Genomic DNA, 21262 nt, shown 5'->3' with positions numbered 1-21262 from the left:
GTTCAGTCCTCATTCTTTAGTGGGCGTGACAGAAGCGCCTCCATGGCCTGGTCGATGGTCACGGAGCCGGCAAGAATGTTTGCGACAGCGCTGAGGATGGGCGTCTCGATGCCACGCGCGGCGGCGAGCTTCACGGCAATTTCCGCCGTTGCGACGCCCTCGGCAAGCGGCCTGGCGGTCAGGTCCTCGCCGCGCCCCAGCGCTATTCCATAGGAATAGTTGCGCGATTGCGGCGTCGAGCAGGTGAGCATGAGATCGCCGAGGCCCGAAAGTCCCATGATCGTTTCCGGGCGAGCGCCGAATGCGCCGGCCAGCCGCCGCAGCTCCACGAAACCGCGCGTGATCAATGCAGCCTGCGCACTGGCGCCGAAGCCGCGCCCGATGGCAGCGCCGGCGGCGATCGCCAGGACATTCTTCAGGGCGCCGCCGATTTCAACGCCCATCAGGTCGTCTGTCGAATAGCAGCGGAAGGTCGGGCCGGACAGCGTTGCGGCGATGCGATCGGCGAGATCGCCATCCTCGGCCGCGACGGTGACCGCCGTCGGCAATCCGCGCGCGAGATCGGTCGCAAAGCTCGGGCCGGACAGGGCGCCGAGCTGGTGATCGGGCAGGATATCGCCGGCAAGCTGCGACATCAGGCGGCCGGTGCTGCGCTCGATCCCCTTTGCACAGATCACCAGCGGCCGGTCGGCAGGGATCACAGCGCCGAGGGATTCGAGCGCCTGCGCCAGCGATTGGGCGGGGATGACGCAAAGGATGAGATCGGCGCCCCTGACCGCTTCCGCTGCATCGGTGCTGGCGGCCAGGCCGGGATGCAGATCGATGCCGGGAAGATAGGCTCCGTTGCGGTGGCTGCGATTGATCTCCTCCGCCACCAGAGGATCGCGCAGGTAGAGCGTCACATCATTGCCGTGGCGGGCGCACATGGTGGCAAGCGCCGTGCCCCAGGCGCCACCGCCGAGCACGGCGATCGTGCTTCCGCTCATGCCTTGGCCCCCCGCCGTCCCGTTCCGATCAGCGGCACCGAGTGCTGGTCGAGCGGCCAGCGCGAGCGCGGCGCGATGTCCAGGCTGTCCGTTGCAAATTGTGCATGCGCCCTTTCCGCTGCTGCCCACGCGATCATCGCGGCATTGTCGGTGCACAGCGCCATTGGCGGCGCGATGAACCGGAAGCCGTTGCGGGCGCACAGAAGCTGCAGGCCATCGCGCAATACGGCATTGGCTGCAACACCGCCGGCGACGACGAGGCAAGGCTCCGATATTTGCGGGAACTGGCTGCGGAAGCGGGCCAGCGAACGCGAAACGCGGTCATCGAGCGTATCGGCGACCGCACTCTGGAAGGCGGCGCAGATATCGTTGATGTCCTGCTGCCACAAAGGCTGCAGGCTGGAAGCAAGCTGCCGCACCGCCGTCTTGAGACCTGAAAACGAGAAATCCAGCCTGCTCTCTCCCTTCATCGGGCGCGGCAGGGCAAAGCGTTCCGGATTGCCTGAACGGGCAGCGATCTCCACCTGCGGCCCACCCGGATAGGGCAGGCCGAGCATTTTCGCCGTCTTGTCGAAAGCTTCGCCGAGGGCGTCGTCTATCGTCGTGCCCAGGCGCTCATAGTCGCCCAGCCCCTTCACCAGCACCATCTGGGTATGGCCGCCGGATACGAGCAGCAGAAGATAGGGAAATGCGATCCCGTCGGTGAGGCGCGGTGTCAGGGCATGGCCTTCGAGATGATTGATCGCGTAGAACGGCTTCCTGGCCGCCATCGCGATCGCCTTGCCGGTCATGAGACCGACGATGAGGCCGCCGATCAAGCCCGGTCCCGCTGTCGCCGCAACTGCGTCGACCTCGTCGAGCGTCATGCCGGCTTCGTCGAGGGCGCGGGCGATGAGGCCGTCGAGAACTTCCACATGGGCGCGGGCGGCGATTTCCGGCACCACGCCGCCATAGGGCGCATGGTCGCCGATCTGGCTGAGAACGACATTGGATCGAATGGCGCCGCCGCCGGCCTCGTCTCTCTCGACAATAGCCGCCGCCGTTTCGTCGCAGCTCGTTTCGATACCCAGTACGCGCATCATACCCTTCGTCGCATTGCCCCTGCAATAAAAGCCCGTTAGTAGAGGGCCGTATTCAAATCGCCTAACACGGACAGCTGCCAATGCAAACAAAAACGCTCAAGATCGGTACACGTGGGAGCGCTCTTGCGCTCGCACAAGCCGGGGAAACGCGTTCGCGCTTGATGGCAGTACATGGTTTCGCGCAGGAGCAGATCGAAATCATCGTCATCTCCACCAGCGGCGACCGCATCCAGGACCGGCCCCTGTCCGAGGTCGGCGGCAAAGGGCTGTTCACGCTGGAGATCGAAGAGCAATTGCTCGACGGCAGGATAGATTTCGCCGTGCACTCGTCGAAGGACATGCCGACCTTCCTGCCGGACGGACTGCATCTTTCGGTCTATCTCGAGCGCGAGGATCCGTGCGACGCCTTCATAGGCCGCCATGCGGGCGCGTTTCTCGACCTGCCGCACGGCGCCACGGTCGGTTCTGCTTCGCTGCGGCGCCAGGCTTTGATCCGGCGGGCAAGGCCGGATCTGAAGGTCGTCAACTTCCGCGGCAACGTGGAGACGCGGCTGCGCAAGCTGGCCGATGGCGATGTGGACGGAACCTTCCTCGCCAATGCCGGCCTGCGCCGGCTGGGGCTCGGCGATGTGGTGACCGAGCTGATGGACGTGGCCGATTTTCCGCCGGCGCCCGGACAGGGCGCCATCACCGTGGAAAGCCGGATTGGGGATAGCCGCATCGACGGGCTTCTCGCGCCGCTCAACCACCTGCCGACATCCACCGCCCTTGCCTGCGAACGCGCATTTCTCGCCGAGCTCGACGGTTCATGCCGTACGCCCATAGCCGGGCTCGCCACCATTGATGGCGACACGCTGCATTTTCACGGCATGATACTCGTGCCGGATGGAAGCGAGGCGCATGAGATACGGCTCGAGGGGGCGTTGTCGGACGCCGCCGACATCGGCCAGGATGCAGCAAGGCGCCTGCGCGCGGTTGCAGGACAACATTTCTTCGCGGACTGGGTGTGATGCGGAAGACGGTTCTGGTGACGAGGCCCGAGCCCGGAGCGACCAGAACGGCCGAAAGGCTCCAAAGGCGTGGTTACCAGCCAATTGTCCTTCCTTTGACGTCGATCGAGGCGATCGCTTGCGAGCTGCCGGGGCTGGACTTCGATGCGGTGGCAGTGACGAGTGCCAACGCCATGCGGCACGCACCGCCGGATATGCTTGCGCGTCTGACCCATCTGCCGCTGTTTGCCGTGGGCGAGGCGACCGCCGACGAGGGGCGCAAGGCCGGCTTCGGGACCGTGACGGAGGGCGCTGGCGACGGGGAGCAACTGGCGGCCGTGTTGCGCGAGGAACTGCCGCGGGGCGCCCGCATCGCCTATCTGACCGGGCGGGTGCGCACGGCGGAATTCGAGCGCCTTGTCATGGCTGGCGAGCGACAGATGATCGCAGTGGAACTCTACGACACGAAATTCATCACCTATCAGGAGAATGACATCCGCTCCATTTTCAAGGACATCGTGCTCGATTTCTGCCTCGTCTACTCCGCCAAGGGCGGCGAAGCATTGGTCGAGCTGGTGCGACGCGCGGCCGGGCCGTTCAGCAATACAAAGTTTCTCTGCCTCTCCGAGAAAATCGCCACAATATTGAACGCCAATGGCCTGACGAAAATCGGTGTCGCGAATCGACCGCAGGAGGAGGCCCTGCTGCGATTGATCGAGGGCTAGCCGGTCGCCGATGTTCGGCCGCGCGGGTGTTTCCTCCATGGAACTTCCTTGCTAGCTTAAGCCTTATCCTTGGTTGGATCCGCCAGCCCTATTGAGAAGAGAGAATTCATGGCCAAATCATCCGTTCCTCGTCATTCCCGACCCGCAAGAAAACCGGTGACGATCGAACTGAAGCCTGAATCCATAGAGACTGCGCGGGCCGCCAACGAAAAGCTTCCCGATCCTGAGCCCGTCGGCTTCGATCCCGCCTCTTCGTCCGGCCCAAGCGTGGCCGCTCCGCCACCGCCGCCGAAAACCGAAAAGCCCAGCGTTTCGCAGCCGGGCGACAACTTTGGAAGACCTGCTGCCGGGCCGGGTGCGGCATCGACGTCAACGCCGGTTCCGCCGGCAAGGGCCGAATCGTCTGCTCGCCTGGTCCTGGCCGGACTTGCCGGCGGCATCCTGGCCTTGCTGGGTGCCGCTGCGCTGCAATGGGGCGGTGTATTGCCTTCGCCGGGGCAGGATATTTCGAAGCTGGAAGCCGATATCGCCCAATTGCGCCAGGCGCCGGCTCCCGCGCTCGATCAGGCCAGTGTGGCCCGGATCGAAGAGGCCGCCGGCAACGCCAGAAGCGCTGTCGAACGCGCCGAGGGCGTCAATGCCGAGATCGCGTCCATCCGGCAGGAGCTTGCCGCGGTCAAGGATGCGGCCACAAATGCTGCTCCCGTGGATACGAGTGCGCTCGACGGCCGTATCGCAGGGCTCGAGAATTCGTTGCCCGAGGCCCGGCAGCAGCTGGAACAGGGCCTGAATGGCCTGACCCAGCGGCTCGACGCCATCGAAGCCAAGGTCAATGATCCGGCTGGACAGGCCGATATGGCGCTGGCATTGGCTGCAACGGGGCTGAAAGCGGCGGTGGACCGCGGTCAACCGTTCAGGGCCGAACTCGATACCTATCTTTCCGTAGCGCCCGAGGACAAGGCGATCCAGTCGCTGGCGCCGCAAGCGGATGCGGGCGTGCCGACCCTTGCCGCGCTTGCCGATCAGTTCGCCGATGTTGCGCCGCGTATCGTCGCCAGTGCCCGCCAGGTCGATCCCAATGCCGGCATTGTCGATCGGCTCTGGGCCAGTGCCGCCAGTCTCGTCGAGGCGCGGCCGGTTGGAATGGTCGAGGGCGAGGGCGTCGATGCGAAATCCGCGCGCATCGAAGCCCATCTCCGCTCTGGAAACCTCCAGGCGGCCATAGACGAATGGAACTCGCTGCCGCCCGATGCGAAAACCGCTTCGCAGGCCTTTGGAGATGCCATGTCCGCGAGGCTCAACGCCAACAAGACGATGTCCGAAGCCCTGACCGGTGCTCTCTCCGGTGTCAAGTCGACGGCGAGCCAGGGAGTCGGGCCATGATGCGCATTCTCTTCTTCTTCATCGTCGTCCTGATGCTGGGCGTCGGTTTCGCCTGGCTGGCGGACCGGCCGGGCGACCTGGTGCTGACTTTCTCCGGCATGCAGTACAAGGTGAGCCTCATGGTGGCAGCGACGGCTGTCGTGGCCATCGTTGCGGCCGTGATGCTGGCCTGGTGGCTCATCAAGAGCATCGTCGCCTCGCCCTATGCCCTGCGCCGCCACTTTCGCGCCCGCAAGCGCGACCGCGGCTACCAGTCGCTTTCAACCGGCCTGATAGCGGCGGGGGCGGGGGATGGTCAAAAGGCCCGCCTGATGATCAAACAGGCCGAGAAACTTCTCAATTCCGACCAGGAACCGCTGATAAAGCTGCTCGATGCCCAGGCTGCGATGCTTGAGGGGCGCACCGATGATGCGAGGCAGAAATTCGAGGCCATGCTTGATGATCCCGAGACACGGCTTCTAGGCCTGAGGGGGCTTTACCTCGAGGCGCAGCGCCTTGGTGCAAGGGATGCCTCGCGGCACTACGCCGAAGAGGCTGCGGCCCTCGCGCCCAGTGTGGAATGGGCGGCGACCGCGGCGCTTGGCCAGAAGGTGACGCATGGCGATTGGGATGGCGCCCTGGTACTTCTCGACAAGCAGAAATCGTCGCGGCAGATCGACAAGGACAAGGCAAAACAGGAGCGCGCCGCCATCCTGACGGCCAAGGCGACAGAATTGTTCGAGACCGACCCGCTCTCGGCCCGGCCGCTGGCCATCGAGGCGAACAAGCTTGCGCCCGACCTCATTCCCGCCGCCATCATTGCCGCGAGGACGCTGTTCGAGCAGGGCGATCTGCGCAAGGGCTCGAAGATAATCGAGCAAAGCTGGAAACGGACTCCCCATCCCGATGCCGCGGACATTTATGTGCATGCCCGTGTCGGCGATTCGGCGGTCGACCGGCTGAAACGCGCCCGCCGTCTCGCCGGCCTCTATCCGAGCCATCCGGAATCGGGCCTCGCTATCGCCCGTGCGGCGCTCGATGCCGGCGAATTCAGGATCGCGCGCGAGGCCGCCGAAGAGGTGGTGCGGAACAAGCCGAGGGAAGGGGCATATCTGCTTCTGGCCGATATCGAAGAGGCGCAGACCGGCGATCAGGGCCGGGTGCGCCAATGGCTCTCCCGCGCGGTAAAGGCGCCGCGCGACCCCGCCTGGACGGCCGACGGGTTCGTTTCACCGCAATGGGCCCCAGCCTCGCCGGTCACCGGCCGGATCAACGCCTTCGAATGGAAGGTTCCGGTAGAGCAGCTCGGACCCGTCATCGACGTCGGCGACGACGATCTGCCGACTATTCCGGATATCGATGCGGCGCCGGCAGCCAATGCCGATGCAAAACCGGAGCCGATATTGCCGCCGCCCGCGCCGGCCAGGTCCCGGGCGCATGAAGCCCCGGCTGAAATCGCCGAGGCAGAGGTCGTCGCATTCGAACCGGCGCGCACCGCCCCGGAACCGAAGAAGGCTGACAAGACCAGCGCCGACCAGCGGCCGGTGGCCTCGGTATTGCCGCGCCTGGCGGAAGACGAACCCGAACAAGGGTCAAGCGACGAAATATTCGTCGCGCCGGTGCCGGACGATCCGGGAGTGCGGCCGGAGCATCAATCGCGCAGTACCGCAAAAAAAGGCCGCCTGTTCTAGGCGTCATTCGGGCTTTTGCGGCAAGATGCACAATGGCGGGAGCGGATTCCGCAGGTTATGAACGAGCAAACTTGCATGAACACGAAAGATGGATGGATGCTGGATCGTCTCGTCACCTTCTTCAAGACCCTCCCTTCAGGCGAAAGCGGAAAGGAGAAATTCTCGCGCTCCGATCCGCGGCTGGCGGCGGCGGCATTGCTGTTCCATGTCATGGACGCCGACGGAGACAGTGGCCGGGAAGAGCGCAAGCGCATCTCCCAGCTGATCTCCGATGCCTATGGGTTGAAGGGCGAGGCATTGCAGCGCCTGCTGAACGATGGCGAGCGTGCCGATCAGGAGGCGGTCGATCTCTACAGTTTCACCAGCATCATCAAGCGCAATCTGGACGAGAAAGCGCGTATCCGCTTCATTGAGCTCATGTGGGATGTCGTCTATGCTGACGGCACGGCGCACGAGCTGGAGGACAATGTCGTCTGGCGCGTTGCCGAACTGATCGGCGTTTCGACGCGCGACCGGATTGCGATGAAGCAGAAAGTGGCTGAGCGCGCCAGTCAGATCGCACAGGACGAATAGGACCGGACTTGCATGTTCCAGAACGGATGGATCGATAGCGATGTGTTGCGCCCTCCGAAGATACTGGCAATTCTACATCAGGAACGCTCCAGCGCCGGCCGGGTTGGCCAGCTTCTCATCCAGGCCGGCTTCGCGCTGGACATAAGGCGCCCGGCGCTTGGCGACCCGCTGCCCGAGACTTTGGCCGATCATGCCGGTGCGGTGATCTTCGGCGGGCCGATGAGCGCCAATGATCCCGAGGAATTCATCCACGCCGAGACCGATTGGTTGAAAGTGCCGCTGGCGGAGAACAAGCCGTTTCTCGGCATCTGCCTCGGTGCGCAGATGCTGGCAAAACATCTCGGAGGCGAGGTCGCGCCCCATCCCGAGGGCCTGGTCGAAATCGGCTGGTATCCGCTGCGGGCCACCGAGGCCGGCAGCGAGCTGATGGAATGGCCGTCGATGGTCTATCATTTCCATCGGGAAGGCTTTGCGCTGCCGGCGAGCGCCACGCTGCTCGCAACCGGCGACAGCTATGCCAACCAGGCGTTTCGCTACGGTGCCAATGCCTGGGGCGTGCAGTTCCATGCGGAGCTGACGCGCGCAATGATGCAGCGGTGGGTGGTACGCGGCTGGGAGAGGTTCTCGCTGTCGGGAGCGCAGCATGGAAGGCAACATCTGGAGGGCCGGATGATCCATGACGCCCTGTTGAAGGCCTGGCTGCAACGCTTCCTCACGCTGGTGTTCGGCAAGCCCGAGCTCGAGGGCAGTCGACAGGAGACAGCCAGGTCCTGACCCGGCGACGTCAGGTGCGGCCCTGCAGGTTGCGCGCCTTGCGCAATTGCGGGAACCAGTAGGCCCACAATCCGGCAACCGCGACAGTGCCGACACCGCCGAACACGACGGCCGGGATGGTGCCGATCAGCGAAGCCATGATGCCGGCACGGAACTCCCCAAGCTCGTTGGAGGCGCCGACAAAGACCATGTTCACCGCATTGACGCGGCCGCGAACATGATCGGGCGTCCACAACTGCAGCAGGGTCTCGCGTATATAGACGCTGATCATGTCGGCGGCGCCCATCAAAGCGAGGAGAACGATCGACAGCCAGCCGATGTTCGAGACACCGAACATGATCGTCAGCACGCCGAACAGCGCGACGAAAGCAAACATCGTCAGCCCGGCATGATCGCGGATCGGGTGACCCGTCAGCCATACCGCAGTCAGGATCGCGCCTATCCCGGGCGCGGCGCGCAGCATGCCAAGCCCCCAGGGCCCGAGGTGCAATATATCGCGCGCATAGACCGGCAGCAGCGCAACGGCGCCGCCGAGAAGGACGGCGAAAAGATCGAGCGAAATGGCGCCCAGAACGACCTTTTCCTTCCAGATATAATGAAATCCGGCCAAAAGCGTCTTCATCGAGCGGTCTTCCGCCAGATTGTGCTGGGCCGGCTTCGGTATGGAGAAGGTGGAGATCATCGCGATCGTCAGCATCGCCGCGGCGACGCCATAGGCGGCTATCGGCGAAATTCCGTAAAGCAGTCCGCCGGCGACCGGGCCGACGATGGTGGCTATCTGCCATGCGGAGGAATTCCACGAAACCGCATTGGCGAAGATTTCCGTCGGCACGAGATTGACCACGAGCGAGGCTGAGGCGGGTCCGAGGAAGGCCCTGCCGATGCCGAAGCCGACGAGCACTGCGAAAACCGGTATCGGGCTGAATTCGCCGGTAATGGTCAGAAGCAGGAGAAGGAAGGCGCAGATGACTTCGAGCCCGAGCGACAACCCCATGATGAGGCGCCGGCCGAAGCGGTCCGAGGCTGCCCCGGTGATCAGCACCAGCAGGAGCGCCGGCGCGAACTGCACCAGGCCGACGATGCCGAGATGGAAAGGATCGCGCGTCAGGTCATAGATCTGCCAGCCGACGGCGACGCTGATGATCTGGATGGCAAAGGAGCCGAAGAAGCGGGCGAGCCAGTAGCGAGCAAATGATGAATTGCGGAACGCCACATAGCGGTCCGTTGCAGCGCTCGTTTCGGAAGGAATCATTTGGACGGATAGCTCCTGGAGGGGGACCTATCTCTTAGGCCTCGGTGGCTGGCAGATCAAGTTGAACTGTGACCCGGTCGGTAGGCGATGGAAACGAGCCGGTTCGGCCGGCTCGTTTCAGGCTTGTGCAACCGCGTCGGATCAATCGCGTCCGAGGAGCGCCTTCCAGATGATGGCGCCAATCGCGGCACCGACCAGCGGCGCGACCCAGAAGAGCCAGAGCTGGCCGAGCGCAGCGGTTTCGGCAAACAGCGCGACGCCGGTGGAGCGGGCGGGATTGACGGAAGTATTGGTGACCGGGATGGATACGAGATGGATCAGCGTCAGGCCGAGGCCGATCGGAAGGGGCGCAAATCCCGCAGGCGCCGTTGCCGAGGTGGCTCCCAGAATGATGATCACGAAGAACGCCGTCAGCGCGATTTCGGTGACGAGTGCCGCGGTCATACCGTATCCGGTTGGCGAAAGTTCGCCATATCCGTTGGAGGCGAAGCCGCCGGGGGCAAAACCTGCCTTGCCCGAGGCGATGAGGTAGAGGACCGCTGCGGCAGCGATCGCGCCGATGACCTGGGCGATCCAGTAGGGAATGAGGTTCCTGGCCTCGAAGCGGCCGGCCAATGCCAGGCCGAGCGATACGGCAGGATTGAAATGGCCACCGGATATGCCGCCGACGGCATAGGCCATGGTGAGAACGGTCAGGCCGAAAGCCAGTGAAACGCCAAGATATCCAATGCCGACATCCGGTATGGCGGCGGCCAGAACGGCACTGCCGCAGCCACCAAGGACAAGCCAGAAAGTACCGAAGAATTCGGCAGAAAGCTTATTGAGCATGGTAAACCCCCTAGAAAAACGGCCCGGGATGGACCGAATCACAAGGAGTAAATTTATTCCGGTTTGCGGATTTCAACAATATTCGGAGTAAAGCAGCGGATATACATGCCGAATGCCGCTTTGCCGGCTTCAATACTTGGCCGTTACAAATGGCGCCTTGGCATCTGGATAGCGCCTTTCGCCGCATCGGATGCCGCACTCGGAGACGGTCCTTCCGGTCACCCCTTGCCCGCGAGCGGCCCAATGGCTACATAACCCAGGGTTTTCAGGAGAAACATATGCTCGCTCTTATTCGCACCATCGATCTGGCCCTTGATATCTACACGTGGATCATTATCGCCAGCGCGATCTTTTCATGGCTTTATGCATTCAACGTCATCAATTCGAGCAACAGATTTGTCGCCTCCATCGGCGAGTTCCTTTACCGCGTGACCGAGCCGGTCCTGCGCCCCATCCGCCGCTTCCTGCCGGATCTCGGTGGTATAGACATTTCGCCGATCGTGCTCTTGCTGTTGATCTTCTTCGCACGGCAATTGCTCTGGACGACGATCGCCCCGCTGCTGCTTTAAGTGCAGGCCGCCGCTTTCTTCCGCAAGGACGCGCAGGGCGTTACGCTTTTTGTAAGGCTGACGCCGAAATCATCGCGCGATTGTCTGGAAGGGCCGGAGCTTGCCGCGGACGGACGTTGCCATTTGAAGGCGCGCGTTCGCGCCGTTCCCGAAAACGGCAAGGCCAATGATGCCCTGATCCGGTTGCTGGCGAAGGAACTGGCGATTGCGCCACGGGAGATCAGCGTGATTGCGGGAATGACGTCGCGGCTGAAGCAAATCAGGCTGCAGGGCGAACCCGGAGAACTGGAGCAGAAGTTGCTCCTGCTGGTCTAATCGAACCTGTGCAATGAAAAATGCGGAGCGATCCAGCCGGCGCGCTCCGCATTTTCGATGTCGTCGGTTTCAGGCGTCGTTGCCCTTGGCCTGGTAGCGCTCGATCGCTTCGGTGATAAGCTGGCGCGCCGCATCTTCATCGCCCCAATCGCCGATCTTGACCCACTTGCCGGGCTCGAGATCCTTGTAGTGCTCGAAGAAATGCTGGATCTGCTTCAGGGTGATTTCCGGCAGGTCCGTGTAATTGTGCACCTTCTCGTAACGCAGCGTCAGGTGCGGCGAAGGCACGGCGATGATCTTCTCGTCCTGGCCCTTGTTGTCCTCCATCACGAGAACGCCGATGGGGCGGACATTGATGATGCTGGTCGGCATCAGGGCGCGGGTATTGCAGATCAGCACGTCGATGGGATCGCCGTCATCGGACAGCGTATGGGGCACGAAACCGTAATTGCCCGGATAGGTCATCGGCGTGTGCAGGAAGCGATCGACGAAGAGGGCACCGGAATCCTTGTCCAGCTCGTATTTGATCGGCTGGCCGCCGACAGGAACTTCTATGATGACGTTGACATCTTCAGGAGGATTATTGCCGACAGGAATGGCATCAATGCGCATAGTCTGGGAGTCCTTGTTGGTTTGTGAAGTGCTGTACTGATTTTTGGCCGGTTGCGCAACAATTGCACGCCTATTGGCCTGGGTAGAATCGATTTGTGGTTGAATTAGGCTAGGGAAAAGGCCGTTCGACAGCGTTCGAGAGCCGCGGCGCGGTGGTGCAACTCACCTCGCCCAGCCATTGCCAGGCGGGCTCAGCTCCAGGCAAAGGCGACTTTCCGCAGCGTGCGCCCTTCGAAACACTCCACGCCTTCCGCAATGTCGCGCCCGCCGGCGCCGATATAGAAGGCGATGGCGAGTTCATTGTCTTCCAGAGCCCAGACAACGGTGCCCTTGAGCCCCTGTCCGGCGAGATTCTGGCGGGCCGCCGCCATCAGGCGGGAGCCGATGCCGGTTCCCTGATATTCGGGGCGAACATAGAGCTCATAGATCTCGCCGCGTTGCGGCAGCTGCCGCGCCCTGTTCGGGCCGAGCGTGGCATAGCCGGCAACGATGCCGCCCACATCCGCCAGCAGGATCTGCGTCGAGCGCATGATCGCCCGGCGCCACCATTCCGGACCGCGCCGCTCCAGCATGGTGTTAAGGGTCTTGTGCGGGATGATGCCGCTATAGGCGCCCTTCCACGCAGCCATATGGATGGCTGAGATCGCCACGGCATCGGCAGGCGCTGCCCGCCGGATTTCGGTGACATGCGTTTTCATCGTCCACGAGCATAAACCCGCCGCCCGGCGGTTCGCAACACGCAATGAACCCGGGTGGAGAAGAAAAAGGGGCAAACCGGGAGGAAAAAAAAAGGCGGTCCGTGGACCGCCTTTCAGGTTCAAGCTGCGCCGGCAGTCTTGCTGCTCTTCTCGAAGCGCTTGCGCTCGTTGGAGTCGAGATAGAGTTTGCGCAGGCGAATGGACTTCGGCGTGACCTCGACCAGCTCGTCATCCTGGATCCAGGACAATGCACGCTCGAGCGTCATGCGGATCGGCGGCGTAAGCTTGACGGCCTCATCCTTGCCGGCGGCACGGATATTGGTCAGCTTCTTGCCCTTCAGCACGTTGACTTCGAGATCATTGTCGCGCGAATGGATGCCGATGATCATGCCCGCATAGACCTTGACGCCGGCATCGATGACCATCGGACCGCGATCTTCGAGGTTCCACATGGCGAAGGCGACGGACTCGCCCTGGTCGTTGGAGATGAGGACGCCATTGTTGCGGCCGGCAATCTCGCCCTTGAAGGGCTCGTAGGCCCGGAAAAGACGGTTCATGATCGCGGTGCCGCGGGTATCCGTCAGAAGCTCGGACTGGTAGCCGATCAGGCCGCGCGTCGGAGCGTAGAAAACCATGCGTACGCGATTGCCGCCGGATGGGCGAAGCTCGACCATCTCGGCCTTGCGCTCGGACATCTTCTGTACGACGGTGCCGGAATATTCCTCATCGACGTCGATCAGGACTTCCTCGATCGGCTCCAGAAGATTGCCGTCCTCGTCCTTCTGCATCACGACGCGCGGACGCGAGACGCCGAGTTCGAAACCTTCGCGGCGCATGTTCTCGATGAGAACCGCGAGCTGCAATTCGCCGCGGCCGGATACGAAGAAGGAGTCCTTGTCGCCGGATTCCTCGACCTTCAGGGCAACATTGCCTTCAGCTTCCTTGAGGAGACGATCGCGAATGACGCGGCTCGTCACCTTGTCGCCTTCGGTACCCGCCAGCGGCGAGTCGTTGACGATGAAGGACATGGTAACCGTCGGCGGATCGATCGGCTGCGCATGCAGCGGCTCGGTCACTTCCGTTGCGCAGAAAGTATCGGCGACCGTGCCTTTCTGCAGGCCGGCAATGGCGACGATGTCACCTGCATGGGCCTCATCGATCGGCTGGCGCTCGAGGCCGCGGAAGGCGAGGATCTTGGAGATACGGCCTGTCTCGAGCTGGGTGCCGTCGGCGCTGAGGACCTTGACCTGCTGGTTCGACTTGACCGTACCGGAATGGATGCGGCCGGTGATGATGCGTCCAAGGAACGGATCGGCTTCCAGGATGGTGCCGATCATGCGGAACGGTCCATCGCCCACCGTCGGCTCCGGTACGTGGTCCAGAACCATGTCGAACAGTGCCGAAAGGCCCTGGTCCTTGGGACCGCTCGGGTCCTTCGCCATCCAGCCATTGCGCCCGGAACCGTAGAGAATCGGAAAATCCAGCTGCTCATCGGTAGCATCGAGCGCCGCAAAAAGGTCGAACACCTCATTGACGACCTCTTCGTGCCGGGCGTCCGGGCGGTCGATCTTGTTGATGGCGACGATGGGACGAAGCCCGACCTTCAGCGCCTTGCCGACGACGAACTTGGTCTGCGGCATCGGGCCTTCGGCAGCATCGACGAGAACGATCGCGCCATCGACCATGCTGAGGATACGCTCCACTTCGCCGCCGAAATCGGCGTGGCCGGGCGTATCGACGATGTTGATGCGTGCATCCTTCCAGACGACGGAGGTCGCCTTGGCAAGAATGGTGATCCCGCGCTCCTTTTCGATGTCGTTGGAGTCCATCATGCGTTCGGCGACACGCTGATTATCGCGGAAGTTGCCGGACTGTTTCAAAAGTTCGTCAACAAGCGTGGTTTTGCCATGGTCAACGTGTGCGATGATCGCGATGTTGCGCAGTTTCATGAGTGTCTCTTTGGAAATATCGGGGCTAAACGGAAGCGCCGCTCTACATTTGCGCGCTCCATACATGTTTTTTCGCATTTGCGAAAGGGGGCGGCGTGCCTTTCTGCCGCCCCCGTCATCGCCGAGGCCTAGAGAAGCGTGCCCGAAAGTATGAGCAGCGCTATGCTGAAATAGATAACGAGGCCCGAAACATCGACGAGAGTCGCCACGAATGGCGCCGATGCACTGGCCGGATCAAATCCCAGCCGCTGCATGACGAAGGGCAGCATCGAACCGGCGAGCGAGCCGAAGGTGACGATGCCGATCAGCGCGGTTCCAACGGTGGCGGCGATCAGTATCCAGTGCGGGCCGTAATCATAGAGGCCGAGCATCTGCCAGGTGGTGATGCGCGCAATGCCGATCGCGCCGAGAAACGAGCCGAGCACCAGCCCGGTCGGTATTTCGCGCAGGGCCACCTTCCACCAATCCCTCAGGCGAATGTCGTTGAGCGCCAGTGCCCGAATGAGCAGAGACGTGGCCTGCGAGCCGGAATTGCCGCCGGAGCTCATGATCAGCGGAATGAACAAGGTCAGCACGACCGCCTTTTCGAGTTCGACCTCGAAATACTGCATCGCGCTGGCGGTGAGCATTTCGCTGAGGAACAGCACGCCGAGCCATCCGGCCCGCTTCCGTATCATCTGGAGGAAGCCGATCTGCATGTAGGGCCGGTTGAGGGCTTCCATGCCGCCGAACTTATGCGTGTCCTCGGTCATCTCCTGCGTCATCGCATCGATCACGTCATCGACCGTCACGATGCCGAGCAGGCGCCCGCTCTTGTTGACGACAGGCACGGCCAGAAGATCGTGTCGCCGGAAGAGGCGGGCGACCTCCTCCTGATCTGTCAGCGGATGCACCGTCACGGGCGTGATATCGCGCCCTGCCTGCATGATCGGCATATCCGGCGCCGCGCTGATCAGGGTGCGCAGGGCGAGTGCGCGAAGAAGGCGCTTCGTCTGCTTGTCTACCACATAGATGGCGTAGACGGTCTCGCGCGAACGCTCCACCTCCTTGATGTGCCGCAAGGTTGCCGCGACCGTCCAATCGGACGGCACGCTGACATATTCGACCGTCATGAGGCTTCCGGCGGTATTGGGCGGATAGCGGAGCAGGTTGCGCAGCGCGGCGATGGTTTCGGGCTGCAGTCCCTCCACCAGTCTTGCCCTCTGCGAGGGGTCGAGTTCGTGGAAGATGTCGGTCACCCGGTCCGTCGACATTGCTTCGATGATCGCGCAGGCGGTGTGTAGCGGCAATCCGACAAGCACGGCCGGAGCCTGCCGCATCTCGGGTTGGTCAAGTATCTGGACCGCCTGATCGAGTGGCAGGGCGGTGAAAATATTGATGATGTCGTCCAGTTCGAGTTCTTCGAAGAGCTCGATCGCATCTGCGGCGTGCATCGCGGCAAGCCGTGCTGCAAGGTCGAAATCGGCGCGCGCCGTCCGTTCGTTGATACGGATTTCGTTCATTATAGCTCGCTTTCTGTCGATCCGCCGTCAAAGGGGACCGAGCGAGCTGATTTTCAATCAGTCCACGGTCGCCATCGACGGCGCAAACAATCGACTACTGTCGTCGTTGGGCATGGATCTTTTCCCGGTTGAAAATGAGCGGTTGCCGGAATGCAGCCGCCCGGGCGTCATTTGGCTCCGCAGGCACCAAAAGTCAAGTTGCGTCATGAGCGGACTGCCTCATTGCGCGGATCATACAATGCGCCTGAATGGATGGTCGCCGGAAAACGGTCGCCGGCCACCGCGAGTTCGTAGGTCCCGGCGGACAGAAACTCGTCGGAAACGCCGTCTGAATTGCGCACATAGCCGAGACCGATGGGCTTTGCGACTGTATATCCGAAACCGCCGCTCGTGAGATAGCCGACCGGCTCGCCATTCCGCAATATGGTTTCGCGCCCCAGGAGTACCACATCGGGATCGTCCACCGTGAAGGTCATCAAGCGCTTCGTCAAAGGCGCTGAACTTGTGGTCTCGCAGGCTTCCCGCCCGATGAATTCCTCACCGCTGCCGAGCTTCACGGCCCAGCCAAGGCCGGCCTCGAAAGGTGAATCATTGGGCGTGATGTCGGCGCCCCATGCCCGGTAGGCCTTTTCCAGGCGCAGCGATTCAAGCGCGCGATAACCGACCGGGCGAATGCCGAATTCCTCGCCGGCCGCCATGAGCGCGTCGAACAGCGTGCCGAGATCGGCCATCGGCGCATGCAGCTCCCAGCCGAGTTCGCCGACATAGGTGACGCGCAAGGCGCGCACGGATACGCCGCCGATAATGATCTGCCGGACATTGCCAAAGGGAAACCCGTCATTGCCGACAGGCAGCGAAACCAGCCGGGCAAGGACGTCGCGCGCCTTGGGGCCCATGAGCGACAGCGTCCCGTATTCCTCGGTGACATCGCTCAGTTCTGCATCGAGGCCGGCCGGAATGTGTTCCTTGATCCAGGTGAAATCATGGGTGCGGAACCCGGTTCCGGTGACGATGTAGAACCGGTCATCGGCCAGCCGCGCAACCGTGACATCGCATTCGATCCCGCCGCGGCTGTTGAGCAATTGCGTGTAGGTCAATCGTCCGGCCGGCTTGGCGACATTGTTGGCGCAGACGAAATTCAAAGCCCGGGCGGCGTCCGTTCCCGCGAGTTCGAATTTGGCGAAGGAGGATTGATCGAAGATGCCGACCGCCTCCCGGACGAGCGCATGTTCCTGCCCCACCGCATCGAACCAGTTCTGGCGTCCCATGGAATAGACGTCCGCCGGCGCGGTTCCGTCGGGAGCAAACCAGTTCGGCCGTTCCCAGCCGAGTTTCGAGCCGAAGACGGCTCCGTGAGCCTTGAGCCGCTCATAGAGCGGGGAAGTGATGGCGGGCCGTCCGGTCGCATATTCCTCGTGCGGGAAGGCGATCGTGTAATGTTTCGAATAGGCTTCCAATGTGCGGTCGCGCACCCAGTTGCGGTCGCGGTGAAGCTCGGAGAAACGACGAATATCTACCGTCCAGAGGTCGAGCGGCGCCTCGCCATCCACCACCCATTGGGCGAGAACCCAGCCTGCGCCGCCGCCCGAGGCGATGCCGAAGGCGTTGAAACCCGCCCCGACGAACATATTCGCGCATTCGGGGCTGCGGCCGAGGATGAAGTTGCCATCGGGGGTGAAGCTTTCCGGCCCATTCACCATCTGTTTGACGCCGGCATCGGCCAATACCGGCACTCGGGCGATGGCCTGGACCATGTGCTGTTCGAAATGATCGTAATCATCGTCGAAAAGGCGGAACTGCCAGTAATTGGGCACGTCGCCCATGGTCCAGGCCTGAGGGTTCGGCTCGTAGCCGCCCATGACGAGGCCGCCGACCTCCTCCTTGAAATAGATGCGCCGGTCCGGATCGCGTAGCGTGGGCGCGTCAGGAGCCAGCCCTTCCAGCCTCTCCGTGATGATATATTGGTGCTTTACCGGCTGCAGCGGCACGCTCACGCCGGCCATCGCGCCCACCTGCCGCGCCCACTGTCCGGCGCAATTGACCACTTTTTCGCAGCCGATGTCGCCCTTGTCCGTCCTGACGCGGACGATGCGGCCGTCTACGAGATCGAAGCCGGTAACCTGCACGTTTTCGACGAGCCTCGCCCCGTGCATGCGGGCGCCACGCGCCAGCGATTGCGTGATGTCGGAAGGGCTTGCCTGCCCATCGGTCGGCAGCCAGCTCGCGCCGATCAGATCGTCGGTGTTCAGCAGCGGCCACATGGCTTTCACCTCGCCCGGCGAGAGCAATTCCATGTCCATGCCGAAGCTGCGCGCCGTGGTCGCCAGCCGCTTATATTCCGTCCAGCGGTCATCATTGGTCGCGAGCCGCAGGCAGCCGGTCATCTTCCAACCGGTCTCGAGACCTGTTTCCTCATGCAGCCGCTTGTACAGATCGACCGAATATTTGAGCACGCGGGTGATCGACGCCGACGAGCGCAGTTGGCCGACGAGCCCGGCAGCATGCCAGGTGGAACCGGATGTCAGCTGCCCCATTTCGAGCAGCAGGACATCGGCCTTGTGGTCTCTTGCCAGATGGTAGGCGGTGGAACAGCCGATAATGCCGCCACCGATGACAATGATTTCCGCGTGGGAGGGCAGGCTCATGTTGTTTTCCGTCATTGTACAGGGATCGATCCGGTAGAGATCAGGATGTGTGGTTCATTCGAAATCGCGCCAGCGCAGCGTGATAGCGGTCGAGATTCTGGTCGGTATAGGCAGCGTAGTCGACGCCGGGGGCGTTCAGGTACAGTTCGGAAACCAGGCTCCACATCACCTCGCGCAGCAGCGACGCGCATTGCATGGCGGCGTGGGCGCGCCTCAGTTCCGGGTCTGGCGGCGCCTGGAAATAGGCACTGAGCAGCGCTTCCGATTCCGCATCGTCGAAACCGGCATTGGATGCAAGGCCCGCGAGGTCGAACATGGCGGTGGAAAAGCCGGCATATTCGAAATCGATCAGCCAGAGCCGCCGGGCATCCTCAAGGATGTTCGCCGGCAGAAGGTCATTATGGCCGAAGACGATGGGCAGCGGCTTCTGCGCCGCCTCAAGCTCCGCTGCGACCCGCAGGAATTCGGGCAATTGATCGGCGAGGCGGCTTTTGCCGGCGATCAGCGTACGGGAATAGTCACGTATCGTATGGAACACCCAGAACATGAATCCCGGGCCCTCGATATGCTCCGGCATGGTATGGTGGAAATCGCGGATCAGGCTGGCGACGCGTTCGATGTTCGCGCGCACATCGGTGGCTTCCCAGGTTTTGGCGCCGAGATATTCGCTGACCATGACGCCATCGCCGGAGTGGCAGAGCCTTGGCGCAAAGCCCGCACGATGCGCGGCTTGCGTGATCATCGCTTCGCGGTGGCGCGAGACGTGGTGGAAGGGGTAGTCCTGGCCGAAACGCACGACATACCTGCCCGTCGCGTCCTCCACCAGATAGCTCTCATTGCTGATGCCGCCCTTCAGCGCCGACACATGCAGCTTGCCTTGCCAAAGCGGCAAGGAGGCAATCCGGCTGTGCGCTGTGGCTTCGGGCATGATCTCACCCGAGCCCGGATACATTGCCTGTCGCATATAAAGCGGGCGGGGCAGCGTGGTTCGGCAGACTCACCATGAGCAACGCATTCGTTTCATGAGGTTGTGAGCTCTCCACGGAACAATGGCGGTGTCTATGGCATTGATAGTTCGTGCATCCGGATCAAGGTCTTTTTGGTTTTACCGGAAACTTCCCCTCATGATGAGCCTGTCGAACCACGCTTCATTTTATGATCCGATGGTCTGCCAAGAAGAATGTATTGTCAACAGAAATATGAGGTATAATGTGGTTTTTGCACCGCTTTTGCTATGATCCTGTGGTAATTAAGGTCATTATAGTCATAAACGGTCAGGATTCGGTCAATGGCATCCAAAAGGCGCGGTGAGATCAAAAAGCTTGTGCAGGAGCATGGCGCCCTGTCGATCTCCGGTCTTGCCGATAGGCTCGGCGTGTCGCTGGAGACGATCCGGCGGGACGTGAAGCCGCTCGTCGATGAGGGTGCGATCGTGCGGACCCATGGCGCGGTGGGCCTGCCGCAGCACCTTGGCGAGGCGCCCTTCGAGGCGCGCATGCGCGAGAATGCGGCGGCCAAACGAAGCATCGCGCAGTTCGTTGCTGCCACTATTCATGATGGCGACTCGATCATGCTGGACACGGGAACCACAACGAGCTTCCTGGCGCGCGAGCTTTTGCAGCACCGCAACCTTACCGTCGTCACCAATTCTTCCGATGTTGCCCGCACGCTTGCCACCATGAACGGCAACAAGGTGTTCATGGCGGGCGGCGAATTGCGCAGCGACAATGGCGCGGCCTTCGGCGTGCTGGCGCTGGAATTCGTCGGCCGGTTCCATGTGGACCACGCCGTCATCTCGGTCGGCGCCATCGATAGGCAGGGCGGCATCATGGACTACGATCTCGAGGAAGCGGAATTTGCGCGGACAGTTCTGTCGCGCGGGGCCCGCAAGCTCGCGGTCACGGACGGGACCAAATTTGGCCGGCGGGGCCTGGTTCAGGTGTGCGGCCTGGGCGGCGTCGATGAACTCGTCACCGAGCGGGAGCCGCCGGCGGAACTGGCGCAGGCGCTGAAGGCTGCCGGCGTATCGGTTCACATCGCGCCTGCACGCGCCTGACGGCAAGAAACGGATTGGCGGCACGGCGGGAGCCTTCTAGCATCGGGGGAGTTCGACGCAGCGGAGCAGATTCGTGCAGCAGATATTGGTGAGCCGCGAGATAGAGACACCGCTTGGGCCCATGGTCGCCATGGCCGGGGAAAGTGGGCTGGTGCTGTTGGAGTTCTCCGATCGTCCCGCCTTGCCACGCGAGAGGGATGAACTCGAACAGCGCTATCGCTATCGGATCAGCCCGGGCGACAATGCTGTTCTCAGGCAGGTGGAATCCGAATTGCGGGCCTATTTCGCCGGCGAGCTGACGGGTTTCCGCACGCCGCTATCGCTTCCGGCGACACAGTTCCAGCAAAGAGTATGGACAGCGCTGCAGGGCGTGCCGTTCGGCCACACGCGCACCTATGGTCAACTGGCGCAGCAATTGGGCAATCCCCACGCCAGCCGGGCGGTCGGTGCGGCCAATGGCCAGAACCGCGTCTCCATCATCGTACCCTGCCACCGCGTGCTCGGCGCGGACGGTTCGCTGACCGGCTATGGTGGCGGCCAGCGCCGCAAACGGTATCTGCTGGACCTCGAGCATCGCATCCGCGCCGCCACCGCCTCAACGCCGGTGTTTCATCCGGTGACGGCGCAGGCCTCGATGTTCTAGTGTCCAATGGG

20 protein-coding genes are annotated in these 21262 nt (G+C 62.4%); 10 read left to right on the top strand and 10 right to left on the bottom strand.

The window, feature by feature from the left end; all coding sequences use genetic code 11:
- Positions 1-2: 2 nt before the first annotated feature.
- Together OSJ75_RS06155 and tsaD are read right to left on the bottom strand one after the other, a co-directional pair.
- A complete protein-coding gene (locus OSJ75_RS06155) occupies positions 3-986 on the bottom strand; it encodes an NAD(P)H-dependent glycerol-3-phosphate dehydrogenase (RefSeq protein WP_267227263.1) in 984 nt (327 codons plus the stop codon).
- Positions 983-2065, bottom strand: a complete 1083-nt coding sequence (gene tsaD, locus OSJ75_RS06150; protein ID WP_267227501.1) for a tRNA (adenosine(37)-N6)-threonylcarbamoyltransferase complex transferase subunit TsaD — start codon at positions 2063-2065, stop codon at positions 983-985. The genes OSJ75_RS06155 and tsaD overlap by 4 nt, the downstream gene beginning before the upstream one ends.
- An 83-nt stretch (positions 2066-2148) precedes the next feature.
- Here tsaD and hemC point away from each other — a divergent pair, with 83 nt between their 5' ends.
- The 6 genes from hemC (at position 2149) to OSJ75_RS06120 (ending at position 8182) form a co-directional block, all read left to right on the top strand.
- Positions 2149-3078, top strand: coding sequence for a hydroxymethylbilane synthase (hemC, locus tag OSJ75_RS06145; RefSeq protein ID WP_267227262.1), 930 nt, complete (start codon positions 2149-2151; stop codon positions 3076-3078).
- Positions 3078-3782: a uroporphyrinogen-III synthase gene (locus OSJ75_RS06140; protein ID WP_267227261.1), complete on the top strand. Its 705-nt coding sequence runs from the start codon at positions 3078-3080 to the stop codon at positions 3780-3782. Before hemC ends, OSJ75_RS06140 begins: the two co-directional genes overlap by 1 nt.
- Positions 3783-3938: 156 nt before the next feature.
- On the top strand, positions 3939-5165 hold the full coding sequence (locus tag OSJ75_RS06135) for a COG4223 family protein (RefSeq protein WP_267227260.1): 1227 nt from the start codon (positions 3939-3941) through the stop codon (positions 5163-5165).
- Positions 5162-6835, top strand: a complete 1674-nt coding sequence (locus tag OSJ75_RS06130; RefSeq protein WP_267227259.1) for a heme biosynthesis protein HemY — start codon at positions 5162-5164, stop codon at positions 6833-6835. The genes OSJ75_RS06135 and OSJ75_RS06130 overlap by 4 nt, the downstream gene beginning before the upstream one ends.
- A gap of 96 nt (positions 6836-6931) precedes the next feature.
- On the top strand, positions 6932-7408 hold the full coding sequence (locus tag OSJ75_RS06125) for a TerB family tellurite resistance protein (protein ID WP_250017205.1): 477 nt from the start codon (positions 6932-6934) through the stop codon (positions 7406-7408).
- Between the two features lie 12 nt (positions 7409-7420).
- The gene (locus OSJ75_RS06120) at positions 7421-8182 is read left to right on the top strand and encodes a glutamine amidotransferase (protein WP_267227258.1); all 762 of its coding nucleotides are present in this window, start codon (positions 7421-7423) and stop codon (positions 8180-8182) included.
- A 10-nt stretch (positions 8183-8192) separates the two neighbouring features.
- On the opposite strand, the gene OSJ75_RS06115 is transcribed toward OSJ75_RS06120, so the two are convergent.
- Both OSJ75_RS06115 and aqpZ read right to left on the bottom strand, forming a co-directional pair.
- Positions 8193-9434: an MFS transporter gene (locus OSJ75_RS06115; RefSeq protein ID WP_416362523.1), complete on the bottom strand. Its 1242-nt coding sequence runs from the start codon at positions 9432-9434 to the stop codon at positions 8193-8195.
- 141 nt (positions 9435-9575) lie between these two features.
- Positions 9576-10262 carry an aquaporin Z gene (aqpZ, locus tag OSJ75_RS06110; protein WP_267227257.1) on the bottom strand — a complete coding sequence of 229 codons (687 nt, stop codon included), beginning with the start codon at positions 10260-10262 and terminating at the stop codon, positions 9576-9578.
- Positions 10263-10540: 278 nt separating this feature from the next.
- Between aqpZ and OSJ75_RS06105 the strand changes: the two genes are divergently transcribed.
- On the top strand, positions 10541-10831 hold the full coding sequence (locus OSJ75_RS06105) for a YggT family protein (RefSeq protein WP_250016699.1): 291 nt from the start codon (positions 10541-10543) through the stop codon (positions 10829-10831).
- Complete coding sequence (locus OSJ75_RS06100) at positions 10832-11146, top strand: DUF167 family protein (protein WP_267227256.1); 315 nt, start codon at positions 10832-10834, stop codon at positions 11144-11146.
- Positions 11147-11215: 69 nt separating this feature from the next.
- On the opposite strand, the gene ppa is transcribed toward OSJ75_RS06100, so the two are convergent.
- The 6 genes from ppa to OSJ75_RS06070 form a co-directional block, all read right to left on the bottom strand.
- Positions 11216-11758, bottom strand: a complete 543-nt coding sequence (gene ppa / locus OSJ75_RS06095) for an inorganic diphosphatase (protein WP_250016703.1) — start codon at positions 11756-11758, stop codon at positions 11216-11218.
- 191 nt (positions 11759-11949) lie between these two features.
- Positions 11950-12456: a GNAT family N-acetyltransferase gene (locus OSJ75_RS06090; protein ID WP_267227255.1), complete on the bottom strand. Its 507-nt coding sequence runs from the start codon at positions 12454-12456 to the stop codon at positions 11950-11952.
- Between the two features lie 119 nt (positions 12457-12575).
- Positions 12576-14405, bottom strand: a complete 1830-nt coding sequence (typA, locus tag OSJ75_RS06085) for a translational GTPase TypA (protein WP_250016707.1) — start codon at positions 14403-14405, stop codon at positions 12576-12578.
- A 128-nt stretch (positions 14406-14533) separates the two neighbouring features.
- The gene (gene mgtE, locus OSJ75_RS06080) at positions 14534-15907 is read right to left on the bottom strand and encodes a magnesium transporter (protein ID WP_267227254.1); all 1374 of its coding nucleotides are present in this window, start codon (positions 15905-15907) and stop codon (positions 14534-14536) included.
- Positions 15908-16110: 203 nt separating this feature from the next.
- Positions 16111-18552 (bottom strand): GcvT family protein, encoded by a 2442-nt coding sequence (locus OSJ75_RS06075; protein WP_267227253.1) that lies wholly within the window; start codon positions 18550-18552, stop codon positions 16111-16113.
- Positions 18553-18592: 40 nt separating this feature from the next.
- Positions 18593-19480, bottom strand: a complete 888-nt coding sequence (locus tag OSJ75_RS06070; protein WP_267227252.1) for a choline/ethanolamine kinase family protein — start codon at positions 19478-19480, stop codon at positions 18593-18595.
- Positions 19481-19840: 360 nt separating this feature from the next.
- On the opposite strand from OSJ75_RS06070, the gene OSJ75_RS06065 reads away from it, so the two are divergent.
- A complete protein-coding gene (locus tag OSJ75_RS06065) occupies positions 19841-20608 on the top strand; it encodes a DeoR/GlpR family DNA-binding transcription regulator (protein ID WP_250016715.1) in 768 nt (255 codons plus the stop codon).
- A 73-nt stretch (positions 20609-20681) separates the two neighbouring features.
- Positions 20682-21251, top strand: coding sequence for a methylated-DNA--[protein]-cysteine S-methyltransferase (locus OSJ75_RS06060; RefSeq protein ID WP_267227251.1), 570 nt, complete (start codon positions 20682-20684; stop codon positions 21249-21251).
- Positions 21252-21262 lie beyond the last annotated feature (11 nt).

Origin of the sequence: Phyllobacterium sp. 0TCS1.6A (genome assembly GCF_026420825.1) — a bacterium.
GTDB lineage: Bacteria > Pseudomonadota > Alphaproteobacteria > Rhizobiales > Rhizobiaceae > Phyllobacterium.
The sequence above is the reverse complement of the archived record's forward strand: the minus strand, read 5'-3'. Positions and strand labels throughout refer to the sequence as shown.